At 64.6% G+C, this 23,426-nt stretch carries 20 protein-coding genes; 11 read left to right on the plus strand and 9 right to left on the minus strand.

Annotated features, from left to right (window positions below):
- From ACS5Q0_RS04835 to ispH, 3 genes are read left to right on the plus strand one after another with little or no spacing between them, the layout of a single operon-like run.
- Nucleotides 1-1,659, plus strand: coding sequence for a squalene/phytoene synthase family protein (locus ACS5Q0_RS04835; RefSeq protein ID WP_473125466.1), 1,659 nt, complete (start codon nucleotides 1-3; stop codon nucleotides 1,657-1,659).
- Nucleotides 1,656-2,945 carry a hydroxysqualene dehydroxylase gene (locus tag ACS5Q0_RS04840; protein WP_473125467.1) on the plus strand — a complete coding sequence of 430 codons (1,290 nt, stop codon included), beginning with the start codon at nucleotides 1,656-1,658 and terminating at the stop codon, nucleotides 2,943-2,945. Before ACS5Q0_RS04835 ends, ACS5Q0_RS04840 begins: the two co-directional genes overlap by 4 nt.
- Nucleotides 2,942-3,910 carry a 4-hydroxy-3-methylbut-2-enyl diphosphate reductase gene (ispH, locus tag ACS5Q0_RS04845; RefSeq protein WP_473125468.1) on the plus strand — a complete coding sequence of 323 codons (969 nt, stop codon included), beginning with the start codon at nucleotides 2,942-2,944 and terminating at the stop codon, nucleotides 3,908-3,910. The genes ACS5Q0_RS04840 and ispH overlap by 4 nt, the downstream gene beginning before the upstream one ends.
- Here the strand turns inward: ispH and ACS5Q0_RS04850 are convergent.
- Entirely contained in the window at nucleotides 3,889-5,310 is a 1,422-nt protein-coding gene (locus ACS5Q0_RS04850) for an MATE family efflux transporter (RefSeq protein WP_473125469.1), read from the minus strand. The genes ispH and ACS5Q0_RS04850 overlap by 22 nt on opposite strands.
- A gap of 141 nt (nucleotides 5,311-5,451) precedes the next feature.
- Here ACS5Q0_RS04850 and ACS5Q0_RS04855 point away from each other — a divergent pair, with 141 nt between their 5' ends.
- Complete coding sequence (locus ACS5Q0_RS04855) at nucleotides 5,452-6,429, plus strand: amidoligase family protein (protein ID WP_473125470.1); 978 nt, start codon at nucleotides 5,452-5,454, stop codon at nucleotides 6,427-6,429.
- Entirely contained in the window at nucleotides 6,426-7,127 is a 702-nt protein-coding gene (locus tag ACS5Q0_RS04860; RefSeq protein WP_473125471.1) for a gamma-glutamyl-gamma-aminobutyrate hydrolase family protein, read from the plus strand. The genes ACS5Q0_RS04855 and ACS5Q0_RS04860 overlap by 4 nt, the downstream gene beginning before the upstream one ends.
- A gap of 6 nt (nucleotides 7,128-7,133) precedes the next feature.
- Here the strand turns inward: ACS5Q0_RS04860 and ACS5Q0_RS04865 are convergent, their stop codons facing one another.
- On the minus strand, nucleotides 7,134-8,606 hold the full coding sequence (locus tag ACS5Q0_RS04865) for a response regulator (protein ID WP_473125472.1): 1,473 nt from the start codon (nucleotides 8,604-8,606) through the stop codon (nucleotides 7,134-7,136).
- Nucleotides 8,607-8,748: 142 nt separating this feature from the next.
- Here ACS5Q0_RS04865 and bglX point away from each other — a divergent pair, with 142 nt between their 5' ends.
- The 4 genes from bglX (at nucleotide 8,749) to ACS5Q0_RS04885 (ending at nucleotide 13,969) form a co-directional block, all read left to right on the plus strand.
- Nucleotides 8,749-10,983 carry a beta-glucosidase BglX gene (bglX, locus tag ACS5Q0_RS04870; RefSeq protein ID WP_473125473.1) on the plus strand — a complete coding sequence of 745 codons (2,235 nt, stop codon included), beginning with the start codon at nucleotides 8,749-8,751 and terminating at the stop codon, nucleotides 10,981-10,983.
- Between the two features lie 81 nt (nucleotides 10,984-11,064).
- A complete protein-coding gene (locus ACS5Q0_RS04875; protein WP_473125474.1) occupies nucleotides 11,065-11,865 on the plus strand; it encodes a YoaK family protein in 801 nt (266 codons plus the stop codon).
- 84 nt (nucleotides 11,866-11,949) lie between these two features.
- On the plus strand, nucleotides 11,950-13,047 hold the full coding sequence (locus tag ACS5Q0_RS04880) for an AI-2E family transporter (protein WP_473125475.1): 1,098 nt from the start codon (nucleotides 11,950-11,952) through the stop codon (nucleotides 13,045-13,047).
- Between the two features lie 82 nt (nucleotides 13,048-13,129).
- Nucleotides 13,130-13,969 carry a DUF1206 domain-containing protein gene (locus ACS5Q0_RS04885; protein WP_473125476.1) on the plus strand — a complete coding sequence of 280 codons (840 nt, stop codon included), beginning with the start codon at nucleotides 13,130-13,132 and terminating at the stop codon, nucleotides 13,967-13,969.
- A 79-nt stretch (nucleotides 13,970-14,048) separates the two neighbouring features.
- Here the strand turns inward: ACS5Q0_RS04885 and ACS5Q0_RS04890 are convergent, their stop codons facing one another.
- The 6 genes from ACS5Q0_RS04890 to ACS5Q0_RS04915 form a co-directional block, all read right to left on the minus strand.
- On the minus strand, nucleotides 14,049-15,149 hold the full coding sequence (locus ACS5Q0_RS04890; RefSeq protein WP_473125477.1) for a 5-methyltetrahydropteroyltriglutamate--homocysteine S-methyltransferase: 1,101 nt from the start codon (nucleotides 15,147-15,149) through the stop codon (nucleotides 14,049-14,051).
- A gap of 24 nt (nucleotides 15,150-15,173) precedes the next feature.
- Entirely contained in the window at nucleotides 15,174-15,908 is a 735-nt protein-coding gene (locus ACS5Q0_RS04895) for an ABC transporter ATP-binding protein (RefSeq protein WP_473125478.1), read from the minus strand.
- On the minus strand, nucleotides 15,901-16,653 hold the full coding sequence (locus ACS5Q0_RS04900) for an ABC transporter ATP-binding protein (RefSeq protein ID WP_473125479.1): 753 nt from the start codon (nucleotides 16,651-16,653) through the stop codon (nucleotides 15,901-15,903). The genes ACS5Q0_RS04895 and ACS5Q0_RS04900 overlap by 8 nt, the downstream gene beginning before the upstream one ends.
- 1 nt (nucleotide 16,654) lies before the next feature.
- On the minus strand, nucleotides 16,655-17,677 hold the full coding sequence (locus ACS5Q0_RS04905) for a branched-chain amino acid ABC transporter permease (protein WP_473125504.1): 1,023 nt from the start codon (nucleotides 17,675-17,677) through the stop codon (nucleotides 16,655-16,657).
- A gap of 31 nt (nucleotides 17,678-17,708) precedes the next feature.
- Nucleotides 17,709-18,563: a branched-chain amino acid ABC transporter permease gene (locus ACS5Q0_RS04910; RefSeq protein WP_473125480.1), complete on the minus strand. Its 855-nt coding sequence runs from the start codon at nucleotides 18,561-18,563 to the stop codon at nucleotides 17,709-17,711.
- 64 nt (nucleotides 18,564-18,627) lie between these two features.
- Nucleotides 18,628-19,803 carry an ABC transporter substrate-binding protein gene (locus tag ACS5Q0_RS04915; RefSeq protein WP_473125481.1) on the minus strand — a complete coding sequence of 392 codons (1,176 nt, stop codon included), beginning with the start codon at nucleotides 19,801-19,803 and terminating at the stop codon, nucleotides 18,628-18,630.
- 549 nt (nucleotides 19,804-20,352) lie between these two features.
- On the opposite strand from ACS5Q0_RS04915, the gene ACS5Q0_RS04920 reads away from it, so the two are divergent.
- Together ACS5Q0_RS04920 and ACS5Q0_RS04925 are read left to right on the plus strand one after the other, a co-directional pair.
- Nucleotides 20,353-21,240 carry a LysR family transcriptional regulator gene (locus tag ACS5Q0_RS04920; protein ID WP_473125482.1) on the plus strand — a complete coding sequence of 296 codons (888 nt, stop codon included), beginning with the start codon at nucleotides 20,353-20,355 and terminating at the stop codon, nucleotides 21,238-21,240.
- A 237-nt stretch (nucleotides 21,241-21,477) separates the two neighbouring features.
- Nucleotides 21,478-22,440, plus strand: coding sequence for a catechol 2,3-dioxygenase (locus ACS5Q0_RS04925; protein ID WP_473125483.1), 963 nt, complete (start codon nucleotides 21,478-21,480; stop codon nucleotides 22,438-22,440).
- Nucleotides 22,441-22,590: 150 nt separating this feature from the next.
- On the opposite strand, the gene ACS5Q0_RS04930 is transcribed toward ACS5Q0_RS04925, so the two are convergent.
- Nucleotides 22,591-22,788: a hypothetical protein gene (locus ACS5Q0_RS04930; protein WP_473125484.1), complete on the minus strand. Its 198-nt coding sequence runs from the start codon at nucleotides 22,786-22,788 to the stop codon at nucleotides 22,591-22,593.
- Between the last annotated feature and the right edge of the window lie 638 nt (nucleotides 22,789-23,426).

Below are 23,426 nucleotides of genomic sequence, written 5' to 3' on the forward strand. Positions count from 1 at the left end.
ATGATCACGCTGGCCAAGGATGCAACGAAGCAGCCGAAGGACGAGAACTTTCCCGTTGCGTCCCTCGTGCTTTCGCCGGATCATCGAGAGGCCGTTCTCGCCTTCTATGGCTTCGTGCGGGCCGCCGACGACATTGCCGATGCACCGGATCTCACCGCAGCCGAGAAGCTGTCGCGGCTGGAAGCCGTCGAACAGGCGCTCGTCACGGGCGATGCGCGTGTTCCCGAAGCGGAAAAGCTCTTTCGGGTCGAGAGTACATACAGCACCGGAATCGCGCAGGCGCGCGAGATGCTGCGGGCCTTCCGGCAGGATGCGATCAAGTCGCGCTACAACGACTGGGCGGATCTTCTCGACTATTGCCGCCACTCGGCCAATCCGGCCGGACGCTTCCTGCTGCAGCTGCATGGGGAACTGAGTTCGACGCAGGCGCCTGCGGACGCCCTGTGCACCGCTCTGCAGATCCTCAATCACCTGCAGGATTGCCGCGAGGACCACGAGCGCCTGGGCCGCATCTACATTCCTCTTCAATGGACGATGCTCGCAGGAAGCGAGCAGGCCTTCTTCACCCCGCCTCAGGCCACGACGCGACGCAAGGTTCTCGACGCCATGCTCGACCGGGTCGACGAGTTGATCGACCGGGCCCGAGTCCTGCCCGAGCGGCTGCAGAACAAGCGCTTGCGCGCTCAAAGCATGGCCACCATCGCCCTTGCGGAGCGCCTGAGCCGGATCCTACGCCGAATCGACCCGGTGCTCGAGCGCGCCGAGATCGGCAAGCTCGATGTGACCCGCGCCTTCCTGATCGGGCTGTCCGGCCTTATCCGCAAGCCCATGGGGAGCGATCCGCACGTCACGGCGGCGGCGGTCCGCCAATCCGGCTCCTCGTTCCGGCTCGGCATGCAGAGCCTGAGCCAGGAGCGCCGCCGCGCCATCCACGCTGTCTATGCCTTCTGCCGCGCCGTGGACGATCTCGCGGACGGCGCCGCTCCTGCCTCGGAGAAGATTCACGCCCTGCGCGAATGGCGTCGGGAGATCGACCGCCTGCACCGCGCCCCTGAAACGCCGATCGGCCGCGAACTCTCGCGCGCCTCCAGCCTGTTCAAGCTGCCGCTCGACGAATGCCATGCGCTGCTCGACGGCATGGAAATCGACAGCGCCGACCAGGTGCGGCTGGCGAGCGATTACGACCTTCAGCTTTACGGGCGGCGCGTGGCCGGTTCCGTCGGCACCCTCTCTGTCCATATTTTCGGCGTGCCGAAGGCCCGCGCCTTCGCCCTCGATCTCGGACGCACCCTGCAGCTCGTGAACATCCTGCGCGACGTGGACGAGGACGCGGCGCGCGACCGTGTCTACATCCCGCTTTCCCGCCTCGCCCAGCTCGGCCTTCAGGATGCGCCGGCTCCCCTTCTCGTGGCCGATCCACGCTTTGCCCGGGCCTGCGAAGCTTTGGCGGAGGAGGCGCGGGCAGGCTTTGCCGCGGCGGACGAGGCTCTGGAGCGCCTTGACCGGGCTTCGCTCAAGCCCGCGATCCTGATGATGGAGAATTACCGCCGCGTTCTTGACCGGCTTACGGCCCGCGGCTGGAGCACACGACAGGGCAGGCTCCGGCTGACCACAGGAGACAAACTGCACCTTCTCACGCGCGCCATGAGGCACGCATGACGGCCCGGCGCACTCATATCGTCGGCGCCGGCATCGCCGGCCTGAGCGCCGCGCTCGCGATCACCAGGGAAGGAGGCGAGGCCGTCCTCTACGAAGCCGCTTTCCAGCCCGGAGGCCGCTGCCGGACGATCCATCCCGTCGGCGGGTTTGCGCACGACAACGGCACCCATGTCCTGTTCACGGCCAACCGGCATGCCTTGAATCTGCTCAAGGCAGTCGGCGCGCGGGACCGATGGATCGAGCCGGAGCGCAAGGGGCTTCCGCTCTACGAGTCGCGCACCGGCACGATGCGGCGGATCGGATTGTCACCTTTGTCATGGCTATGGCCGTCGCGGCGTCCTTCGGGCCTGGTCATCACCGACCTCACCCGTATCCTTCGTCTCGCCTTTCCGGCACAGGAGCGTCCTGTCGCCTCCATCATCGGCGACAGGCCGATCATGGACAGCCTCATCGGACCCCTGACCATCGCTGTTCTCAACACGCCGCCCGACGTAGCCTCCGCCCGGCGTCTCGGCTTGGCATTGCGGCGTCTGATGTGGCCGCATGCAAGCAGACTGCTCGTCGCCAGGCACGGGCTGAGCGAGGATCTCGTCCAGCCTGCGGTCGAGACCCTGCGAGCGCGAGGCGTTCCCGTTCTGGGGGGACAACGCCTGAGAAGCCTCGTCGCCAGCGGCGAGCGTGTCATCGGCCTGAGCCTCACGGACCGCACCGTCGCCCTTGGGTCCGACGATCAGGTGATCCTGGCTCTGCCCCCATACGAAATCGGAAGGCTGCTGCCCGGCCTGTCAGTCCCGCAGCGGTTCGAAGCCATTCTCAACGTGCATTTCCGTTTGCCCGGCGTGGAAAGGCCACGCTTCATCGGCGTCGTCGGCGCGCGCGCTCAATGGCTCCTGGTGCGCCGGGATCATGTGAGCGTCACGATCTCGGCGGCCAATGCCGCGGCAAATGAGAGCGCGTCGGATCTCGCATCCGCGGTCTGGCACGAGATTGCCCCGATTCTGCATCATCATCTCGGCATGGACGTATCCGTCGCCCGACAGCCCGAGGCCCATGTCGTGAAGGAAAAACGCGCCACGATCCGCCAGGACACGGCCTTCCTGCCCCAGCCCCCCCTGCGGCCTCTCGCGAATCTGGCGCTGGCCGGAGACTGGATGGGCGCGCTCCCGGCCACGATCGAGAGTGCCGTCATCTCCGGCCAGGAGGCCGCCGCGGTGCTGCAGCACGCGCCAGCAGCCGGAGCGCACCCCGCCCGCCACCATCCGCCCCGACGGGAGGACGCCGCATGATCCAGGACCGTCCCGCCCTGACCGTTCTCCTGGCCGCGCCGCGTGGGTTCTGCGCGGGTGTCGAACGCGCCATCCGCGCCGTTGAGGATGCCCTTCGGCAAACGGAGCTGCCCGTCTATGTGCGCCACGAAATCGTTCACAATGGCCGGGTCGTGAGCGAGCTGAAGCGACATGGAGCCAGTTTCGTCGAAGAGGTTTCACAGGTTCCGGACGGAGCGGTGGCCATCTTCAGCGCCCATGGCGTCTCTCGTGCCGTGGAGCAGGAAGCAGGAAGCCGCAGGCTCGCGATTCTGGATGCCACGTGCCCTCTCGTGCGGCGGGTTCACCTCGAAGGCCAGCGGCACGCGAAAGCGGGCCGCGAGGTGATCGTCATCGGCCATCGCGGCCATGTGGAGGTGGAAGGCACCATCGGCCAGATCGAGGGCGTCGTTCACGTCGTCGAAAACCTGCAGGACGTGGCGACGCTCGCCGTCGGCGATCCGGAGCACATCGCCTACGTCACCCAGACCACGCTGTCGGTAGACGACACGCGGGACATCATCGCTGCCCTGAAAACTCGCTTTCCCGCCATCCAAGGTCCCGACATCAAGACGATCTGCTATGCCACGCAGAACCGCCAGCTCGCCGTCCGCGTGATCGCCGAACGGGCGGAGCGGGTCATCGTCTGCGGCGCCCGTAACTCATCGAACACCAACCGCCTCTGCGAGGTGGCGGAGAGCGCGGGCCGGCCCGCGCTTCTGATGCAGGATCCGAAGGATCTCACGCTCTCCTTCATCGACGGGGCGGCCGTGATCGGCCTCACCGCTGGCGCTTCCGCCCCGGAAGAGCTGGTGCAGGAGGCGCTTGCCCGGCTCGCTCAATGGCGGCGGGTCACAGTCGAGGAAGTCCGCGTGACCCAGGAGGGCACCCAATTCGCGCCTGTCGATCTTTCGCGGCTGATCACTCAGCTCGCGAAGGCCTCCTGAACGTCCTTCGGCACGGCCGTGACAAGGCCCAGCCTGTCGCGGCGCACCCAGCGCCAGAGCATCAGGCCAGCAACGACCCCGAGGCCCGTCGCCAAACCAATCCAGATACCGATGCCCCGAAGCGGCGTGCCGAAGGCGAGAGCGACGCCGAGCGGCAGGCCCACTCCCCAATAGCCGAAGGCCGCATAGATCATCGGCACCCGCGTATCCTGCAATCCGCGCAACATGCCCGCACCGATAGCCTGCGACGCATCGGCGAGCTGGAAGACCGCCGCCATGACCAGGAACGAAACGGCGAAGCCGATCACCGGTGCGTTCTTCGGATCGTCGAGATCGAGGAAAGCGCTGAGCAGCAGGCGCGGCGCGAAGAGCATGAGCGAGGCGGTCACGATCATGAAGCTCGTGGCCAGCGCAAAGGCCGTCCAGCCTGCCCGGGTCACTCCCGACGCATCCTGAGCCCCATAGGCCCTGCCCACCCGCACGGTCGCCGCCTGGCTGAGGCCGAAGGGCACCATGAAGCAGAACGAGGCGATCTGAAGGGCGATCGCGTGAGCCGCCAGTTCATTGGCGCCGATGCGCCCCATGAGCAGGGCGGCCGCGTTGAAGATCGTCACCTCGAAGGCGAGGGTCAGGCCGATGGGCACGCCGATGCGCCACAGGGTGCGATAGCGCGGCCAGTCGGACCGCCAGAAACGGCCGAAGATGTGATAGCGCCTGAGCTTCGGATCCAGGCAGATGATGAGGGCCAGGCCAAAGAACATGAAGGTGCTGGACAGGACTGTGCCGACCCCTGCCCCGATCAGCCCGAGATGAGGCATGCCGAGCTTGCCGAACATGAAGCAATAGGCTGCGCCCAGGTTCACCGGCACCGCGAGGACGCCGATGATGAGCGGCCAGCCGGGACGCTCCAGGGCCGCCAGGAACGACCGCAGGACCAGGTAGAGCAGAAAGGGCAACAGGCTCCATTGGAGCGCACGCATGTACTGGCCCGCCGTATGGGCGAGCCCGGGCTCCTGCCCCATGGCGAGGAGGATGATCTCCCCGTTCCAGGACACGATCCAGATCGGCACAGCGACGGTGATGGCGGCCCAGAACCCCTGCCGGACCGTGCGGCGCACCTCCCGAACCGAATGACGCCGGCGGCCCAGCTCCTCCGCGATCAGGGGGGAGGTCGCGCTCATGAGGCCGATGCCGAAAATCAGGAAGGCGAAGTAGAGATTCGTGCCGAGCGCTCCCGCCGCCAGCGCATCGGAGCCGAGCCATCCCATGAGGATGACGTCCGATGTCATCAGCGCGTTCTGGGCCACATTGGTCAGGACCAGGGGCCAGCCCAGGGCAATGGTGGCGCGCAGCTCCGCCGTCCAGGCGGATTTGTCGAAGTTCCGATGGTTCGCGATCATGATGGCGGCTTGTAACCAAAGGGCATTCGGAAAGCCACAGCAGGCTTTCGAAAAGAAGGGGGAAGACCGCTCCAAGGAACTCAGCCACACCGCGCCCGTTCCTCAAATGCCTCGCATTCTTGCGTTCTGCCGGAGTCCTGAATGGCGCAGTCGGCCCTTCCGACCTCGATCGAATTCCTGTCCCCGCCCGTCCTGTGCAACGAGCACGGCGACGTGCGCACCGTCGGGGTCGAGATCGAGTTCGTCGGACCCTCGGCCGAAAGAACGGTGCAGGCCTTGCAGGAGGCGCTCGGGGGCCGTGTCATCGAGGTCGACCCGCATTCCTTTGCCCTGAAGGGTTCGTCAATCGGTGAGCTGACGGTGGAACTCGACAGCCGCATCCTGCATCCGGCCAAGAATGGAGGTGGGCAGAAAGGTGTTCTGCCCAAGATTGCCGCCCTCTTCGGCTTCGCCGCGAGCTATCTCGTTCCCTGCGAGCTGGTGACGGCGCCTACGCCCATTGACCGCCTGCAGAAGCTCGACCGCATTCTCGATATTCTGCGCGGTCTCGGCGCGAAAGGCACTCAGGACGCCCCCTTCTATGCCTTCGGCCTTCACTTCAATCCGGAGATCCCGCGCCAGGACGCCTATACCGTCACCGCCTTCATGAAGAGCTTCGTGCTCCTGAATCCCTGGCTGCGCCGGGAGGTCTCGCCCGACCGGACCCGGGATTTTCTCGGGTTTGCCGATCCGTTCCCGCCCGATTACGTCCGCCTGATCGCCTCGCCCGGTTACTGGCCCGATATCCCGCGCTTTATCGACGATTATCTGGCGGCCAATCCGACCCGAAACCGCGACCTGGACCTGCTGCCCCTGCTGCATCATCTCGACAGGGACCGCGTCCGGGACGTGCTTCCGAACGAGAAGATCAACGGGCGTCCGACTTTCCATTACCGGCTCCCCGATGCCCGTGTGAGCGACCCCGGCTGGAGCATCGCGCCGGACTGGAACCGCTGGGTCGCGGTCGAGCGCCTGGCATCCAACCGCGAAACGCTCGATATGGTCGGAAACACCTACCTCGCCTTCAAGGGGGAGGACAAAAGCTGGGCCAATATCGTGGAGCAGGTCGTACGGTCATGACAACACCGCTGATCGGCGTCACCACGTCCCGCCGGGGCGGCTGGCGCAGCTATCTCATGCACTGGCTGGCGCTCGCCCGGGTGGGCGCCCGCGCCGTCCGACTGGTTCCCGGCGAGGCGTTGCCGGAAGAGCCCCTCCAGGGCCTCGTCATCGGCGGCGGCGACGATATCGGCGCGGAGATCTATGGCGGCAAAGTTCTTCCGGACGTGCGCATCGACCCCGACCGCGACAAGATGGAACTCTCGCTCCTGAGGGCCGCGCTGCCCCGGCAGCTTCCCATTCTCGGCATCTGCCGCGGATCGCAGATGATCAACGTGGCCTTGGGCGGCACCCTCCACACGGACATCTACGAGGTCTATGTTCAGGCGCCGAAAATGCGCACGGTCCTGCCGAAAAAGCGCGTGGCGATCGAGGCCGATTCCCGCCTCGATCGAATCTTGCGCTGCAATCCCTGTCTCGTGAATGCCCTGCACCATCAGTCAGTGGACAAGCTCGGCGAGGGCTTGAGAATCGCGGCCCGTGACGAGAGCGGGATCGTTCAGGCCATCGAGAACGATGGAGCGCCCTTCCTTATCGGCGTTCAGTGGCATCCCGAGCTTCTGGTCTGGAAACAGCCGCAGCAGCGGCTGTTCGCGGCGCTCGCGCAGGCCGCCGGCCGGGTGGCCTCTCCCCTGGTCGCCGGAACCTTGGCGACATGACCCCGCTCACGAAGCGCGTGAGCGCGGAAACAGCGGAACGACCTTGTTGCCCTCGTCCCGAGGGGTCAGCTGCCGCTGGATCGCAGCGTGCAGATCACGGCTGATGATGGGCTTCTGGAGCAGGGGGAACTCGCCGATTTCATCGGCCATGACGGGGTTGCCGGTGATCAGCAGCACTGGGAGACCGGGGAAGATCTCCCGTACCTCGCGGGCCAGCATGACGCCGTTCATGGTTCCGGGCATGGCCACATCCGTCAGCACGAGGCTTGGCCTGCGCGCCTTCAGATTTCTGATCGCCTGCCCGGCATCCGTCGCGATGCTGGTGACATAGCCGAACTCTTCCAAGGTGGATTGCAGCGCCAGCGCCACCTCGATCTCGTCATCGACGATGAGGATTTCGGCGTTCTGCCGACCGGCATCGTCCAGCAGCTCGTCTTCTCCTTGGGTTCCGAAGGGCAGCATCGTCGCGGCCCTTGCGCGCGGCAGGTACAGCGCGATCGCCATCTCAGCGCCGTTCCGGGACACCTTCGAGGCGCCTCCGATGCCCTGGAGAAAATGCAGGCTCCGATTCAATCGAAGCCAGGACGAGACATCGATCTCCTGCAACGCGAACGCCTGCTCCACGCCGCTATCGGCATTCTGCACGCTCTCGCTCGGCGTGCTGCAGATCTTGAGCTCGACGAAATCCCCTTCGATGGTCAGCTGGGGAAGAGCGTTTCTCTCGACCCACGTATTCTGCGCTTCGAGAGCAATCGTGCCGCCCTGTGTCAGGGTATCCCTGACATAGGCGCTCAACGTGACGATCGCCGTTTCGATATCGTCCGGGTCGGCCTCCACGGGCCAGAGATCCTCGGCGAGCGAGACTTGCAGTTCCACCGTATCGCGCAGGAGCGAGCGCCCCATGAGGGCCGCGACCGAGCCGATTCTCTCGGACAGGTCGAGGTACTGGACGCGCGGCTCGCTTTGGCGGGAGAAGGATGCGGACTTCGCGATGAGCTTCGCCGCCTGGTCGGCTGCGACGAGGGCCGAAAGCAGCTTGCGCTGGATCGACGGCTGATCCTTCATATGACGGGCGACCGCATCGATATTGGCGCTGATCACCATGAGCTTGTTGTTGAGATCATGGGTGATGCCGTCCCGGAGATGCTCGATGGCCTCGGCCTTCTGGAGGCGACGCAGGGCTTCCTCGTCCTCTTCCGGCGCAGGCTCCTCGATCACGGGGGGGGCTTCCGGCTCCGCCGCGGGCTCGACGGGGATCGCCGTGAACACGGATGCGTCCTCGATGGACTGCTCCTCGAAAAGCTGGCCGATCTGCCGGCCGACCAGCAGGGGGGCGCCAGCCGCCACCGTGAGGAAAAAGGCCAGGGACGCGACGAGCGCTTCGGCGTTGCGCGTATAAGCAGCGGCAGCCAGCGCCAGACCTGACAAAATCAGGGCGCAGGACAAAGCCAGAAAGGGCAGCCTCAGGATTGTCGGCACGGGTTACTCGCGTATTCTCACAAATCCATTGACCTCAGGGCCGCAAGACGCCACTTCGGGACGCTGTCTTGTGTAGCACGAAGGAATACCAAGCGAGATGGCTCTCGCGATCATGTTTTCGTGACGTTTTATGGAGACGAATGTGCGGCTTTCTTATGTCCTTGGCCTTTTTTCCGCCTTGGCCGCGTCGAGCCTGCCACAGGCCGGGGCCTCGGCGCAGGATACCACCGAGCGACGCGTGAACGAGCTTCTGGGGCAGATGACGCTCGAGGAGAAGGTCGGGCAGCTGAACCTCGTTTCCCATGGTCCGCCCTTGCGCTGGGAAGATATTTCCGAAGGCAAGGCCGGGGCGGTTCTGAACTTCAACAATGCCGGAGACGTGGCCCGGGCTCAGGCTCTTGTCCGGCAATCGCGCCTCAAGATCCCGCTGCTCTTCGGCCTCGATGTTCTGCACGGCTTCCGCACCCAGTTCCCACTTCCCTTGGGAGAGGCTGCGGCCTTCAGCCCGCGCATTTCCTTTCTCGCCTCGGAATGGGCTGCGAAGGAAGCGTCGCATGTGGGCGTGAACTGGACTTTCGCCCCGATGGCGGATCTCTCGCGGGACAGCCGGTGGGGCCGGATTGTCGAAGGTTTCGGAGAAGATCCCTATCTCGGCTCGGTCCTGACCGCCGCCCGGGTGGAAGGTTTCCGTAAGGGCGGGCTTGCGGCCTCGACGAAACATTTCGCGGGCTATGGCGCGCCGCAGGGCGGCCGCGACTACGACACCACCTACATCCCTCGCGCGGAGATGTACGATACCTACCTGCCCTCTTTCCGGGCGGCGGCCGAGGCCGGTTCGGCGAGCTTCATGGCTGCCTTCAATGCGCTCAACGGTGAGCCTTCCACGGCCAATGCCTGGCTGCTGACCGACGTTCTGCGCAACCAATGGGGCTTCGACGGCTTCGTCACCTCGGATTGGGTCGGCATCGGCGAGCTGATCAACCACGGCATCGCGGCGGACGGCGCCGAAGCCGCGCGCAAGGCCGTTCTCGCGGGCGTCGACATGGACATGATGGGGCAGCTCTACATCAAGCACCTGCCCGACGAGGTCCGCGCAGGACGCGTGCCCGAAAGCGTGATCGACGAATCCGTGCGCCGGGTCCTGCGCACCAAGTTCCGCCTGGGCCTCTTCGATCAGGCTCCTATCGACCCCGCACGCACGGACGACGATTTCCCCTCGAAGGAGGCGCGCCGGGCCGCGCGCGAGGTTGCGCGCGAAACCCTCGTGCTGCTGCAGAACAAGGGTGACCTTCTGCCCGTGAAACCCGGCACGCGCTCGATCGCCGTCATCGGCCCCCTGGCCGATGCGCCTCAGGATCAGATGGGCCCGCATGCGGCTCGCGGTCACAAGGAAGACGGCGTCACGATTCTCGAGGGCATCCGGCGGCGCGCGCAATCCGCCGGCATGACGGTGAGCCACGTCCCCGCCTGCGATCTCATGTGCCGCTCGACCGATCAATTGCCCGCAGCCCTCGATGCGGCGAAGAAGGCTGATCTCGTAATCGCGGTCTTCGGCGAACCGCAGGAGCTTTCGGGCGAAGCGGCCTCCCGCGCCGATCTCGCGCTCAACGGGAAGCAGGTCGAGATCCTGGAGGCGCTGGCTGCGACCGGAAAGCCGGTCGCGCTCGTGATCATGGGCGGTCGCCCGCAGGTCCTGGGGCCGGTGGCGGAGCACGTTCCGTCGGTCCTCATGGCCTGGTATCCGGGCACAGAGGGAGGAAACGCCGTGGCGGACGTGCTGTTCGGCGATGTCAACCCGAGCGGCAAGCTCCCGCTCACCTGGCCGCGTGCGACCGGCCAGCTGCCCCTGTACTACAACCGCTTGCCCACCGGCCGGCCGACGCTCGCGAACAACCGCTTCACACTGCAATATATCGACGAGGCGATCGCGCCGCTCTATCCCTTCGGCTGGGGCCTCAGCTACACGCAGTTCGCCTATTCGGACGCCGCCATCGCGAAGCGGACGCTCGATGCGGGCGAGTCGCTCGACGTCTCCGTGAACGTGACGAACAAGGGCTCCCGTGCGGGCCAGGAGGTCGTGCAGCTCTATACGCGCGATCCGGTGGCAAGCCGCAGCCGCCCTCTGCGCGAGCTGAAGGCGTTCGAGAAGATCGATCTGGCCCCCGGCGAGACGAAGCGGGTAGCTCTGCGGGTTCCCGTCGAATCCCTCGGTTTCCATCTCGACGACGGCAGCTATGTCGTCGAGGCCGGTGCGATCCAGGTATTCGTCGGCGGGAATTCTCTTGCCGAAAAGATCGGCGAGGCGGAAATCGCGAAGACGATCAGAATGCCGCCCGATGAGCGGCGCGCCTCGGCCTCGACAAGCGTCGCGCAATGATCGACGATCAGGCCGCTCGATATCCCTCGAGCGGCCTTTTGGCTGATGACCCTGGCAGATTGCCGCAGTAATCTCTCCGAAATGGACGTCAAGCGTACACCCGTGAAGCATCGCACCATCGCCGCCCGCACCTTGGGATCGGTGAAGGCGATTGCCGCCTCGGAGCGCACCAGCGTCACGGACACGCTGCTCGGCATGGCGCTCACGTTCATCGCCGGGGCGATCAATGCAGGCGGCTTTCTCGCCGTCGGGCAATATACCTCCCACATGTCGGGCATTCTCTCGTCCATGGCAGACAATCTCGCCGTGGGCAGCGCCGCCCTCGTCACCCTGGGCCTTGCCGCCTTTGCCCCCTTCGTCGCGGGAGCCGCCTGTTCGGCCATCCTCATCAACTGGGGCAGAAGGCATCACCTCGGCAGCCGCTATGCCCTCCCGCTCATGCTGGAGGCCGCTCTCCTCTGCCTCTTCGGCGTGCTCGGCTGGCTGGCCTATCCCTCGCCGGCATTCGTGGCAGGCGCAGTGCCGCTGCTGTGCTTCATCATGGGTCTGCAGAACGCGACCGTCACCAAGATCTCCGGCGCACGCATGCGCACCACCCACGTCACCGGCATCGTGACCGATATCGGTATCGAGCTCGGAAAACTCTTCTACTGGAACCGCAGCCGCCATAAGGGCGAGATCGTCATGGCTGACCGGGAGAAGCTTCGCCTCCTTCTCCTGCTGCTCGGCTCGTTCTTCGTCGGCGGCATCACGGGAGCCATCGGCTTCAGCCATATCGGCTTCCTGTTCTCCCTGCCCTTCGCCCTTCTGCTCGTGCTGCTTGCAGGACCGGCATTGGCCGACGACCTGATCGATCGCGCCAGGCGCTCGCGCGACTTGTAGCCCTTCAAAAGGCCCCTTCGCATGGTAGGGGTAAAATGGGTGACCCGGGATTGGCGCGCGTCTCCGGCTCTCTAGAATCGGACTATGCGCCAGCGCCCCGTCTCGTCATCGCAACAGCCGGAAAGCTCGGCCCCAGATGCCCGTCTCCGCCGGATCGCCCGTCTGGTCGGCGGGGCGTTTCTTCTCGGCCTCGCGCTCTGGATGCTGCGGTCCTATCTGACGGCTCTGTGCTGGGCCGTGATCATCGCCATCAGCGTCTGGCCGCTCTACCGCCGCATACGGGCCCATCTCGACGGTTCACGCGTGGCAGCGCCCTTGCTCGTGACCATCGCGCTCGCCGTGATCCTGGTCGCTCCACTGGCTCTGGCCCTCACCGAGATCGGACGCGAGGGCCAGACGGCAATGGCGTGGCTCACGCGCCTTGAGCAGAACGGAATGCCGGTTCCGCCCTGGGTTCAGAGCCTGCCGTTCCTCGGCCGGCAGCTCGATGCCTGGTGGCAGACGCACCTGGCTCAGCCGCAATCCGTCGCGCAGCTCTTCAGCGGCTTCGATACCCAGACGCTGACAGGATGGTCAGAGACATTGGGAGGCGCGCTCCTAACGCGGCTTCTGGAGGCCTTCCTGACCTTCGTGACGCTGTTCCTGCTCCTGCGCGACGGAGAGCAGACGGGAGATCGCGTTCTGGACGCGATCGACCGATGGTTCGGCACGCCCGGGGAAAGGCTAGCCGAGACCCTGGCGCAGGCCGTGCGGGCGACGGTGAACGGCACGATTCTCGTCGCCATCGGCGAAGGCATTCTGATCGGCATCGGCTTCGTCGTGGCGGGCGTTCCGAATGCGGCCCTGTTCGCCATCCTCACCATAGCTTTCGCGATGCTCCCCATGGGAGCCTGGGTCGCCTTCGGGACCGCAGCCATCGTCCTGGTTCTGAGTGGCGGCGGGCTCGTGGCCGCATTGGCGGTTTTCGGGTGGGGCGCCGCGATCATGCTGATCGGCGACAACGTGGTCCAGCCGGCATTGATCGGCAGCGCGGTACGCCTGCCCTTCCTCTGGACCCTGCTCGGGATTCTGGGCGGCCTGGAAACGTTCGGCCTGATCGGATTGTTTGTCGGCCCCGTCGTGATAACCGCGATCCTGACGATCGTACGGCAGCAGACCCGTCCTCCAACCGGCCCGTCCTGAAGGAGCCAGCCCATCCGGTTCTGGGCAAGGAACATCGGGCGCGCCTCGTCGGTTCATGCTCTTGAAAGCGGAGCCGCATGGAATGTCGAACCCTACCCTCAATCCCCTCGAGACGTTGGCCCGGATCGGCTATGGCGCGCGTGGCGTGGTCTACGGCCTCGTCGGCGGTCTGGCCCTGCTCGCCGCCATCGGCTCGGGTGGCCAGACCGGCGGCAGCCGGTCCGCATTGCAGACGCTGCTCGCGCAACCCTTCGGCCAGGTCTGGCTGTTTCTGATCGCGATCGGCCTCTTCGGATTCTGCACCTGGCGCGTGGTGGAGGCCTTGACCGACGCCGACCATCGTGGATCCGACATGAAAGGCTGGGCGATCAGAGGCGCCCACCTGGTCAGCGGCGCAATCTATGCCGGCCTTGCGCTTTCCGCGTTGAACCTCGCTCTGGGCCAGGGCTCCGGCGGCGGAGAGGATCAGGCCGCTCAGGACTGGACGGCCTGGCTCATGAGCAAGCCCTTCGGCCTCTGGCTCGTAGGGCTCCTTGGGGCTGTCGTCGCGGCCGTCGGCCTCGGCTTTGCCTGGAAGGCGTGGCGCGGCGATGTCGCAGCCCATCTCGCTCTGCCCGGCGACAAAAGAGACTGGATCGTCTCCCTCGGACGCATGGGTTTCGCAGCCCGCGGCATCGTCTTCGTGATCATCGGCGGCTTTCTGATCCTGGCCGCGCTCCACAGCTCGTCCGCGGAGGTCCACGGCCTGGGTGGGGCTCTGAAGGCTCTCCAGCAGCAGCCCTATGGCTGGATCCTTCTGGCGCTCACGGCCATCGGCCTCTTTGCTTTCGGCCTCTATGGACTGGTGCAGGCCCGCTACCGCCATATCGACGCGCCGGATCTCGATGATGCGAAGGCGGCCGTGGCGCAGATGAAGCCCTGACGGGGCGCGGAGAAAGTGCTTTCAGATCACGGCTGCCCTGCTGCGCAAGCAGTCGCACAGCAGGGCTGGATCGGAGTTCTTATCCCCACACTTCCTGGGCGATCTCCACGATCATGCGCAGCTTCGCCCATTGCTCGTCCTCCGCGAGGACGTTGCCCTCCTCGGTCGAGGCGAAGCCGCATTGGGGTGAAAGACAGAGCTGATCGATACCGACATATTTCGTGGCCTCGTCGATCCGGCGCTTGATGTCGTCCTTGCTCTCCAGCGTGCCCGTCTTGGAGGTGACGAGGCCGAGAACCACGGTCTTACCTTTAGGCAGGAAACGCAGGGGCTCGAAACCACCCGCCCGGTCCGTGTCCCACTCCATGAAGTAGCCGTCGACCGGCATGGCGTTGAACAGAGTCTCGGCCACGGGCTCGTAGCCGCCCGAGGCGATGAAGGTGGAGCGGAAATTGCCCCGGCACAGATGCATGGTGATCGTGAGATCCTCGGGCTTGTCCTTGAGCGCCTCGCGCACCATGCCCGCATAGATCTCCGGCTGCTTTTCCGGATCGTCGCCGCGCTGGCGCAACATCTCGCGCTGGTCGGGATCGCACAGATAGGCGAAGGAGATGTCGTCGAACTGAAGATAGCGGCAACCCGCATCGTAGAAGGCATGAACCGCCTTGTTGTAGGCCGCGCCCACATCCGCGTAGAACTGGTCCATCTCAGGATAGACACCGATATTCATCATTTTCCGGCCGCCGCGATAATGGAGCATGCTCGGGCCGGGGATCGTCATCTTGGCCACGCGGCTCGTGTTGTCTTTCACGAAGCGGAAGTGATCGATCATGGGATGGTCGGAAAACCCTACCTTGCCGGTGATCCGCAGGGCTTTGCTGATGCCGACGCCGCCCTTGAAGTTCATGCCGGAATCGGCCTCGATCGAGGTGACGCCGTCGAGATGCTCCAGAAAGTCGAAATGCCAGAAGGCCCGGCGGAACTCGCCGTCGGTGACGGCCTGAAGGCCGATCTCTTCCTGACGCTTGATGATCTTACGGATCTCCTGATCCTCGACCTCTTTCAGGCCTGCATCCGAAAGCTGGCCCTCGTGGTGCCGATGCCGCGCATCCTTCAGCGCTCCCGTCCGCAGAAGGCTGCCGACCATATCGGCTCGAAAAGGTGGCTTGGTGCGCTGCATGGAATGATCCTCCAATGGTGGTTGTCAATGACGGGCGGTTTGGCGAGGCTTTTTCTTGGCCGTGACCCCAAGGTGCTGTTCGAGGGGCGCGGGATCCTCGATCAGGGAGCGGCTCGATCCGGCATGAACGATCGTACCGCGATCGAGGATGACAGCGCTATCCGTCACGCCTAGGACTTTCTGGGCATGCTGCTCCACCACGATCGCCGACATGCCCTCGTCCCGGATGATGCGCTTCAGGGCCGCCAGCAACTCCTCGATGATGATGGGAGCAAGCCCTTCCGTGGGCTCGTCGAGCAACAGGAGCTTCGGGTTGAGCACGAGCGCCCGCGCGATCGCCAGCATCTGCTGCTCGCCGCCCGAGAGCTGGTTGCCCATGTTCGCGCGGCGCTCCTTGAGGCGCGGAAACATCTCGTAGACGCGGGCTACCATCCATGGGCCCGGGCGGGCCACGGCGGTCAGGTTCTCCTCGACAGTCAGCGATTTGAAGATGTTGCGCTCCTGCGGCACCCAGCCGATCCCCGCGAGTGCCCGCAGGTCGGGGCGGAGCGCCGTCACGTTCCGGCCCGCCAGCGTGATGGTGCCGCCTCTCCGGCGCGTCACGCCGATGATGGTGTTGAGCAATGTGGTCTTGCCGGTTCCGTTGCGCCCGAGAACCGCGAGGGATTCACCGGGCTGCAAACGCAGGTCGATCGCCGAGATGACGATGGCCTCGCCATAGCCCGCCGATACCTGCTGCAGATTGAGAAGGTCACTCATCGACGCTTTCCCCGAGATAGACTGCCCGCACGCGCGGATCGGACGAGACTTCCTCGACGGTGCCTTCGGTAAAGAGCGCTCCATTGACGAGAACGGAGATCCGGTCGGCGAAGCTGAAGACGAGGTCCATGTCGTGCTCGATGAGAAGTACGGAGACGTCGCGCGGCAGGGCCGCCACCGTGGCGAGCAGTTCCTGGCGCTCCGCCTCCGGCACGCCGGCGGCCGGCTCGTCGAGAAGCAGCACCCGCGGGCGGCATGCGAAGGCGACGGCGATTTCGAGCAGGCGCTGCTTGCCATAGGCCAGATTCGACGTGCGCTCGTCGAGCACGTCCGTCAGACGGAAGCGCTGAGCGATTTCGACGATCTCATCCACGATCTCGTGCCTGCTGCCGGTGACGCGCCACCAGTCGCGCCCTCCTCCCATGCGCTCCGACACGGCGAGACCGATGGTCTCCAGGGGCGTCATCGCCGGAAAGAGCTGGTTGATCTGGAACGTGCGGGCAAGGCCCTGCTGGACCCGTCTCTCGGGCCTCACGCGCGTGATGTCGGATCCCGCCAGCAGGATCTGCCCCGATGTCGGCGTCAGGACTCCCGTGAGCAGATTGATGAACGTCGTCTTGCCCGCGCCGTTCGGGCCGATCAGAGCATGGCGCGCGCCCTGCTCCAGCCGGAACGTGACGTTGTCGGTGGCTACGAGCCCGCCGAAGCGCTTCACGAGGCCACGGGTTTCGAGAGCGGCTGCCATCTCACACCTCCCGTGCCGTTGGTGCCGGCAGGGCCTGGGCCTGTTCGGAGCGGCGCGCCCTTGCTCGCGGCCATAGGCCTTTGACGGTGTCAGTCAGGCGCTCGCGGCCCACGAGCACGAGCACCACGAGAATCAGCCCGATCCAGAACTGCCAATATTGCGGCGTCCAGGCGGAGAGGATGTCCTGCAGCACCTTGAAGCCGATGGCGCCGAGCAGTCCGCCGTACAGATATCCGGCGCCCCCGATCACCAGAACGAGCATGATGTCGGCGGAGCGGTGGAAGGCGAGCACGTCCAGCGACACGAACTGAGTGGTCTGCGCCAGGAGCGCCCCGGCAACGCCTGCATAGGCGGCCGCGAGCGTATAAACCGCCACGAGGCGTCGATTGACCGGGATGCCGACCGCGCGGGCGCGAAGCGGGTTGTCGCGGATCGAGCGCAGCGACAGTCCGAACGGCGAGACGACGATCCGCCGCGCGATGACGAAGAGCACGAAGGTCACCGCGAGGCTGTAGGCATAGGCCGTCGTTCCGAAGATGTCGAACTCGAACCGCCCGAGAACGGGCCCCATGGTGATCCCCTGGAGGCCGTCGGCGCCGCCGGTCAGCCATGAGGCCTGATTAGCGATCTCCCCAAGCAGTAGCGCGACACCGAGTGTCACCATGAGCTTCGTGAGGTCGGTTCCGCGAAGGACGAGAAAACTCGTGACGAAGCCGAGAACGGCAGCGGCGGCCGCAGCGGCCGCCAATCCCAGCAATGGATCGGTCCATCCATGCTTCGCCACGATGCCGGCCACGTAGGCGCCCAGCCCAAAGAAGGCCGCATGGCCCAGGGACACGATGCCGGCATAACCCAGGATGAGATCGAGGGAGACCGCGAACAGGCCGATGATGGCGATCTCGTTGAGGATGAGATGGCGCTCGGGCAGGAAGAACAGAGTCGCGGCCGCCACGGCCCAGAAGGCGATCTCGGTAGCCCCCCATCGACCTTTCCGGACCAGGCTCCTGCGGACGAAATCGGCCAGTTCCGGCGATGGCGCGGCCTTTGCAGTCGGATCAGCGGGCACGGGCGAAGAGTCCTTGCGGTCGAAGAATGAGAACGACGATCATGAGCGTGTAAATGACGAAGGCTCCCAGGCTCGGGACGTAATATTTGCCCGCCACGTCGGCGATGCCGAGAATGAGAGAAGCCAGGAACGGACCGGTGATGCTCGTTGTCCCGCCAACCGTGACGACGATCAGAAAGTAGATCATGAATTTCAGCGGGAAGGTGGGATCCAGCCCCAGGATTTCCGCGCCAAGCGCGCCGCCGAGCCCTGCGAGGCCTGAGCCGACCGCGAAGGTCGTGGCAAAGATCAGGCTCACATTGATCCCAAGCCCGCGCGCCACCCGAGGATCGTCCACGGCCGCCCGCAGGCGGCTGCCGAAGCGCGTTCTGGTCAGGATGAGCTGCAACGAGACGACGAGGATTCCGCAAACGGCGATGATGAAGCTGCGATAGAGCCCGACCTGAACGCCGGACACCTCGACACGCCCCTGAAGCCAGGAGGGCAACTGGATCAACTGCTGCTGGGAACCCATGGCGAAATCGACGGCGGCCACGGCCATGAAGACCAGGCCGATCGAGAACAGAACCTGGTCGAGGTGGCTGCGCGCATAGAGCTGCCTGTAGAGAGCCCGCTCGAGCACGAGGCCTGCAAGCGCCGGCACGATGAAGGCGAGCGGCAGCGTTGCCGGGAACGGCACGCCGTAGCGATTCATCAGAACGGCCGTCACGTAACCGCCCGCCATGGCGAAAGCGCCATGGGCCAGATTGATGAAGTTCATCAGCCCGAGCGTCACGGCCAACCCGCAGGCCAAGACGAAGAGCAGCATGCCATAGGCGATGCCGTCGAAGAGAATAGTGAGCACGGCGTCTCCGGAAATACTGACGGAAGCGCCACCACCGGGGCGGCGCTTCCATACCTTGGAGCGATCAGTTGGACTTGGCGGCCTTGACCGGGTCCTTGACGTTCGGGATCGTGGCGAACTCGACATTGTAGAGCTCGCCGTTCACCCGCTCGACCTTGCGCACATAGATGTTCTGGACGATGTCGCGGGTCTGCGGGTCGATGCTGACCGGACCGCGCGGACTGGTCCAGCTCATGCCCTTCATGGCGGTCATCAGCGCCTCGCCACCGGCGCCGTTGGTCTTCTTCAGGCCCTCGTAGATCAGGTGCATGCCGTCGTAGCCGCCCACCGCCATGAAGTTGGGCCGCATGCCGTTGTTGGCCTTCTTGAACGCCTCGACGAAGGCCTTGTTCTCGGGGCTGTCATGCGCCGCGGAATAATGCTGGGTGGTGATGGCCCCGAGAGCGACATCGCCCATCCCGTTGAGGATATCGTCGTCCGTCACATCGCCGGGGCCAATGAGCTTGACACCGCTCTTGTCGAGGCCGCGTTCGACGAACTGCTTCATGAACTGCGCGCCGACGCCGGAGGGCACGAACACGAAGAGCGCGTCAGGCTTCGCATCGGCGACCTTCTGCAGGAAGGGCGAGAAGTCGGGATTGGCGAGCGGCACGCGCAGGCTCTCCACCTGTCCACCCTTGGCCGAGAAAGCTCCGGAAAATGCCTTCTCGGCGTCGATGCCCGGACCGTAATCGGAGACGAGGGTGACGACCTTCTTGATGCCGTTTTCCAAAGCCCATTCCGCCATCGGCACGGTGGCCTGCGGCAGCGTGAAGCTCGTGCGCACGATGTAGGGAGACGCCTCGGTGATCGTGGCGGTCGCGGCCGCCATGACGACGGCGGGCACCTTCGCCTGGGTGGCGAGCGGCGCGGGGGCCAGAGCCAGCGGCGTGAGGCCGAAACCCGCCATGACGGAGATCTTCTCGTTGACGATCAGCTCCTGCGCCAGGCGCTTGGTGACGTCGGCGACGCCGGTGTCGTCCTTGACGATGAGCTGGATCTTCTTGCCGGCGACCGTATCGCCATTCTGCTGCATGTAGAGTTTGGCGGCGGCCTCGATCTGCCGCCCGGTCGAGGCGAAGGGGCCGGTCATCGGCAGGATCAGGCCGATCTTCATCGCCTCCTGGGCCGATGCCGCGCCCCCGAGAGCCATCAAGGCCAGAGCAGCACCCGCCGCACTCAGAACGGTTCTACGTCGCATGGTTCTTCCTTCCCTCTTCGGCATTTTCTGCCTTCTCTTTTAAATTCCGCAGCATCTCGCGATCTGCAATCATCGGGGGCCGAGCGAAAAGCTCTTCGGTCCCGGTCGGGACATGTTCTCTCCCCAGCCTCCCCTCCAGGCCCTCAGGCCGATGCCGATCCGCTTCACAAGCCCGCAGCGCGCCATGTCCATGGTGATGTGCTGCCGGAACTCCTCTGGAGTATTGGTCCGGACTTCAGCGCCTTCAAGAGACAATCTTTCGGCGATTCCGAGAGCGGCCGTCGGCGCAGGCCGTCACTCTCGAGCAGGTGTCACCGCGCGTGACGCCCGGACGGATCGGTCCTTCAGGCAGGCTATCTGTCATTCCAAGTCCCCTCCCCCCGCCCCCGTCTTTGCGCGGGGTCATGGCGGCATGGTTTCAGCGTCAGGACGCCAGCAAAAAGGACCTGAAGCAAATGGTTTATTTTGCGCTATTTATGAATATAAATCATGCATTCGGCGAGGCCCGGCCATCCGGCGCATCGGGAGCAGCCGCCGGTGGATCTTGGAATGCGCATCGATTTTCTGGGTCTTCATGCTTTCGTCGCCATCGCGGAGCGCGGCAGCTTTCAGCACGCGGCGGCGCATCTCAACCTGTCGCAGACGGCCCTCAGCCATCGGATCCGCAAGCTCGAAGAAGACCTCGGCGTCAAGCTCCTGTCCAGGACGACACGGGAGGTTTCGCTGACACAGGCAGGCCTGACTCTCCTGCCCAAGGTGAAGGAAACCATCGAGGGGCTGGCGGGCTCGCTGGAAGAGCTCCGCCGGACGGGCCGCAGCCGCCAGGAGACCCTCGCGATCGGCTGCCTTCCCACGGTCGCGTCCGGGCGGCTGCCGCATGCGCTGCAAGTCTTTCAGGAGCAGCACCCGGATGTCTTCGTCCGTATCTACGACAACTCCGCCTCCGAGATCGCCGAACTCGTGCAGTCGGGCGCGGTCGAATTCGGCATCACCATGGTGGCGGCCCATCGCTGGGACTTCGACATCGAGCTGCTGATCAAGGATTCCTTCGTGCTGGTGTGCCCGGAGGATCATCCCCTGGCCTCGCACGCCTCGCTGAGCTGGTCGGATCTCGCCGATGAGCCGTTGATCCGGATCAGTGCGCGGGCGGGCAACAGGATCATCATCGACGATGCCCTGGGGAGCCGGCGCGAGGCACAGCGCTGGCGCTTCGAGGTCCAACACATCCAAACGGCCGTCGCCCTGGTTCGGACCGGCGTTGCATTGACGGTGGTGCCGCGCCTCTCCGTCGATACGATCGACGACCGGGGCCTCAAGCTGATTCCGCTGAAGAATCCGAGCGTGACCCGCCAGCTCGGCATCGTGTCAAAGCGCGGCGTTCCCCTGTCCCCACTCGCCGATGAGTTTCGAAGGATCATCGTCCGCACTTTCGCGTGAGGACGCCGCCCGCCGCGACGCCGATCATTTATGAATTGAATTCACGCAAAGCGCCAAAAAAGCCATTTGTTGCATCTTGCGGGATCAGGCAGGGTGAGGACGTTCGACGATCGCGCCCCAGGCGGCTCACGTCATCCCCGGAGAGGTGCGGAAAACCGCGCTCCACCTTCCCATTCTGCCCCTCGGCATTGGTGAAAGCGTGGAGCCTTACGAAGTCTTCCGCGAAGGACTTTGAGAATGCAGCCCGAACCCATCCTCGATCTTGCCCATCTGAGCCACCTCGAGATGCTCACGCCCAAACCGGAGGAGAGCCTGCGTTTCTTCATCGATGTCATGGGCATGACGGAAAGCGGCCGCCAGGGCGATTCCGTCTATCTTCGCGGCTGGGACGATTACGAGCACCATACCTTGAAGCTCACGGCGGCGAAGAAGCCCGGCATGGGACACATGGCCTTCCGCACGCGCAGCCCGCAGGCGCTGGAACGGCGGGTCGCCGCCCTCAAAGGGTCTGGTTACGACATCGGGTGGACTGACGGCGATCTCGGCCATGGGCCCGCGTTCCGCTGCCAGGATCCAGACGGACACGTGATCGAGCTCTATTACGAAACCGAATGGTATGTCGCGCCGCCCGAGCTGAAGCCGGCCCTGAAAAACCAAGCCCAACGTTTCCCGGCTCGCGGCATCAACGTGCGCAGGCTCGATCATCTGAACTGCCTTGCCGCCGACGTTCGGGCAAACCGCCTCTTTTTCGAAGAGTATCTGGGATGCCGCCTCACCGAACAGATTGTTATGAATGACGGCACCGAAGCCGGCATGTGGATGACGGTCACCAACAAGAGCTACGATTTCGCATATACGCGCGATCACACGGGGACCAAGGGGCGCTTTCACCACCTGACCTATGCCCTCGACAGCCGCGAGGACGTCCTGCGGGCGGCCGACATCTTCCTGGAAGCCGGCGTTCCGATCGAGTCCGGCCCGCACAAGCATGCCGTGCAGCAGACGTTCTTCCTGTATGTCTACGAGCCGGGCGGCAACCGCGTCGAGGTGTGCAACGCGGGCGCACGCCTGATCCTCGCCCCGGATTGGAAGCCGATCGTCTGGACGGAGGAGGAGCGGAAGAAGGGGCAGGCCTGGGGCATGAAGACGGTAGAATCCTTCCACACCTATGGAACTCCTCCCATCGAGGCGATGGAGTGATCAGTCGCCGGCATCCGTCGATCGGTGGGCAGGGCGGGGCCTGCTCGCAGGATCGAGCGGGACGCCGCGAGAGTTCATGATGACCACGGGTCCCAAGAATCTCCCGGAACGAGATAGGCCTCCCTCCAGGACCCATCCGACGGGTGCGCTTCACAGGTTGCGCAGACCGGCCCCACTCCCATCACCGATGCCGGGGCCAGGGTCCCTCGACCGGTCCCGTTCGATCCGCTCGATCTTCTGCTCCGCCAACTCGGCCAGAACGCTGTCGGGCATCGCGTTTCTCAGCTCCCGCACCGCATCCTTGATATCGCTCATGGAATGAGCCGCGACGGGCCGGGCTTCGTCCATGAGCGAACTCCGTTCCACAACCATCTGCAAGGCTCCACTTGGTTCAAGGCTATCGTGCCCATCCTGAAAGCGCCCGGTGGATGATCGAGAGGCTTTCGGACCGCCGATCTCGCCAGCCGCCCGAGCCCTCGTCGCCCATCAGCATATGAACCGGTCGTTCGAAGGCTCCACGGCTTCGTCATGAGCCTAGGCGCACCCAGGCAACGCCATGCTTACGATCGCATTACGGATCTGTAATGGATCGGTTCTTTCATGGCGGTGCTCTCAGGCACTCGGCGGCCTTGTTCGGCCACCTTCACGACTGAAGGCGGCGAGCGCTTACGATCGAAAGGACGTCATCTGCACAGCAAATTGCCTCGAACAGAGAAGAAAAATACTTTGAAGATTTTATAAAGAGGCCATTATTAGTCAAATATCAAAGCAATAGAAGCTCTTTTAGAATATATCTGACCTATATTCAAACCCTTGATCTTACCGTCTTCTTTCAGATATCTCCCGATTGTCGCCACCTGATCTCGGTCAGGCAACCTGCGATTCATCGAAGCTGCCGACGTGCTCGTGTGATCAGCGTCTTTATTGGACGCCGATCCAGCGCATGCCGCATCCGAAATGCTTGAAGGTCCAAGGAGATTGTGTCC

This window comes from Microvirga sp. HS2, from assembly GCF_055792805.1.